We start from the raw sequence: 2,910 nt of genomic DNA on the forward strand, positions 1-2,910 counted from the left end.
AGGCGAAAGCCTCTTTTTTTATGGAGGAAGAATGAACGCTTTACTCGTCGCTCTAAACGCCAGCTACGTTCACACGAATCTGGCCGTACGCCTGCTTAGGGAGTCTACGAATCGGTCCGTAGGCCTTTTGGAAATGACCATTAATGAATCAAAAGACGTTATGCTGCAGAAAATCCTTCGGGAGCGGCCCGACGCGATCCTTTACTCCGCCTATATTTGGAATTGGGCGCAGATCGACATGCTGGGCCGCTACATCAACAAAGCCTTTCCCGAAATCAAACAATACGTCGGCGGTCCGGAAGTTACCTACGACAGCGTGGAGCGCATGGAAGAGGCAACCTGGGTCGACGGCATTTTGCGCGGCGAAGGGGAGGAGAGCTTCGACGATTTTTTAGCCTATCTCGCCGGGGAATCTGCGGCAGATGAAGTGGCGGGGCTTGTGTACCGATGGGGCGATAAAATTCAGGCGAGCCCCGTGTCGGTTCCCTTTTCTATGGAGGGCCTTCCCGCCGGCTACGAAGAGGAAAACTTGAACCACCGCATCGTCTACTACGAATCCATGCGGGGATGCCCGTACCATTGCAGCTACTGTTTGTCTTCCGAAGACGATGTGGTGCGCTACCGAAGCGTGGATGAAATCAAAAGCCATATGCGTCCAATCTTTCAGACGGGGACCAAGCTGGTGAAATTTGTGGATCGCTCTTTTCACATTCGCCCCGAGCGTACCAAAGAAATTCTGCGCTTCTTTATCGACGAAGCGCCGGAGGGTATGTGCATCCACTTTGAAATGAATTTGGAACACATGACCCCCGATGTGGCGGAAGTCATTAACGCTGCCCCTGCCGGGCGCTTTCAAATCGAAGCGGGGATCCAATCGGTAAATCCTGAAGTGAACCGCCGCATCCATCGAAGCACGAATCTGGTGAAAATGAAGCGCGCCATGGACATGATCGACCGGGAGAAGGTGCACATTCACGTGGATCTCATCGTGGGCCTTCCGGGAGAAGACATGGAGAGCTTTCTTCATGGCTTTGATCGGGTCGTGCCTCTCGGGGCGAAAAAGATTCAAATCGGCTTTTTAAAATTGCTCCGTGGCACGGAACTGCGCCGGCGGGCCGAAGAATTTCACATTGTCTACGACGACCGGCCGCCTTATGAGGTGATCCGCACCGATGTTTTAGACGGAAACGAAGTGTTCTTGCTTAAAAATTTTGCGACCATCGTCGAAAATTACTACGACGAAGATGCCTTTCTCGCCGTGAAAGCCGAAGTCAAAAAGCGCGGCCTGCGTCCCTCGGAGTTTTACATGGCCATGGCCCGAAAATTGGAGGAAACCATTCACCGAATGCCGCTTAAAAATCGCGAAGGCAAGTATCGCTTTCTCTACGAATTTTTGAAAGAAGAAGGCTTGTTAGATGAGGCCATGTATTCGGCCTTAAAGGAAGATTTCTACTTTGCGGAAAATCGATACATCGGCGGCGTTTTGCCTGTCGAAGATCCCGAGGTGGATCGTCAATCCGTCGTAGACTACCTGAAAAACAATCCGGCCCTCGTCCCGGGGCGGGACCCCCTCAAAGCGTCGAAACACGTGCGGGGCATCCACTTGCCCGGCCGCGTGCGCTACCTCTATTACGAAAACGGAAAATACAAACACCATAAGGATGAAAGGAAGGACCATGGACAGTAAGAAATACTTAAGCGACTGGTACGATGCCATCGGCTTTCTGGAACAGATTCCCGGGCGGGAGAAAATACTGGATGGCGCCCCCATTCCCATGTTGCAAAAAGACCTGGTGCGGGAAATCAAAGCACAAAAAAACGACGGAACCATGGATTACCGCCATATATTTACCGCCCTGTGCGTCGTCGTCGCCTTGGATCCGGGATTCCCCTACGCCGACATCTATCTGAAATTTTTAAAGGAAAACGAAGAAGACGCCATCCGCGCCATGGATCAGCAGTTGGCACAGGCACTGAAAGGGCAAGAGACCGAATCCATCTATTTAATGGCCCGAGCCAAAGAGTGCGTGCGGGGAAACATAAACGATCGCCTGGAGACCACCTACGCCATGGAAGGCATCTACAACCAACATTTTCAGAAGGGCGAAGACCTCAGTGATCTCTTAAAAGAAATCACCCAACGCTACGAAGCCATTATCGAGGAAGATGGAAACTGCGCCGAAGCCTACGCCGCCCTCGGCCGCCTTTACGAAGCCCAAGCCCTATACATTAAGGCAAAGTTCTACGACGAAAAAGCCCTTACCCTGGCCGAAGACGATCTCTTGAAAGAACAAATGCGTCGGGCCCTAGAGCGGGCGGAGGAGCCTGCGGCCATCGACGGAGCGAAGACCTATTTGCACTACGGCAAATACGAAGATGCCATACGCACCATTCAATCCCTCGATTCCCAATACACGGAGCCGGCCACCTGTGCCCACATTCTCGGCATGGCCTACTACGGATTGAGAGACATGGACAAAGCCATTGCCTTTCTGAAGGATGCGGCATCCCACGGCGAGGACGGCGAAATCGAAAACGATCTGGCCATTGCCCTGGCCGCCGTAGGTCGTGAGAAAGAAGCGGTGGACATCTTGTCGAAACTTATAGGGAGAGAAAGTGACAATCGCACGGCCTACATGAACCGCGGCATTCTTCACTATCGAGAAGAGGCGTTTTCAGAAGCTCTGAATGACTTCGAAAAAGCATACCAACTGGCATCGGATCCCGATGTTTGGGCCCTTATCGAGCAAACGCGAAAGCTTGCGGATTCGAGTAAATAATGTGGAAAAGAGATGTAAAAATCATATTGACAAGAAAAAGGGACCTGCGTATAATATAACTTACCTTTTTGAGCGAACGACACTCGCGAGAGAAAAAGTTCAAAAAATAGGTTGACAAAAGTCGCCGATA

2 protein-coding genes are annotated in these 2,910 nt (G+C 51.5%); both read left to right on the forward strand.

What is annotated here, in order from left to right:
* Nucleotides 1–31: 31 nt before the first annotated feature.
* The gene (locus WKT05_RS10510; RefSeq protein ID WP_340414051.1) at nt 32–1,687 is read left to right on the forward strand and encodes a B12-binding domain-containing radical SAM protein; all 1,656 of its coding nucleotides are present in this window, start codon (nt 32–34) and stop codon (nt 1,685–1,687) included.
* Nucleotides 1,677–2,780, forward strand: coding sequence for a hypothetical protein (locus WKT05_RS10515; protein ID WP_340414052.1), 1,104 nt, complete (start codon nt 1,677–1,679; stop codon nt 2,778–2,780). The genes WKT05_RS10510 and WKT05_RS10515 overlap by 11 nt, the downstream gene beginning before the upstream one ends.
* The last annotated feature ends 130 nt before the right edge of the window (nt 2,781–2,910 follow it).

It is taken from the genome of Peptoniphilus sp. HCN-40583, from assembly GCF_037892835.1.
GTDB classification, from domain to species: Bacteria; Bacillota; Clostridia; order Tissierellales; family Peptoniphilaceae; genus Aedoeadaptatus; species Aedoeadaptatus rachelemmaiella.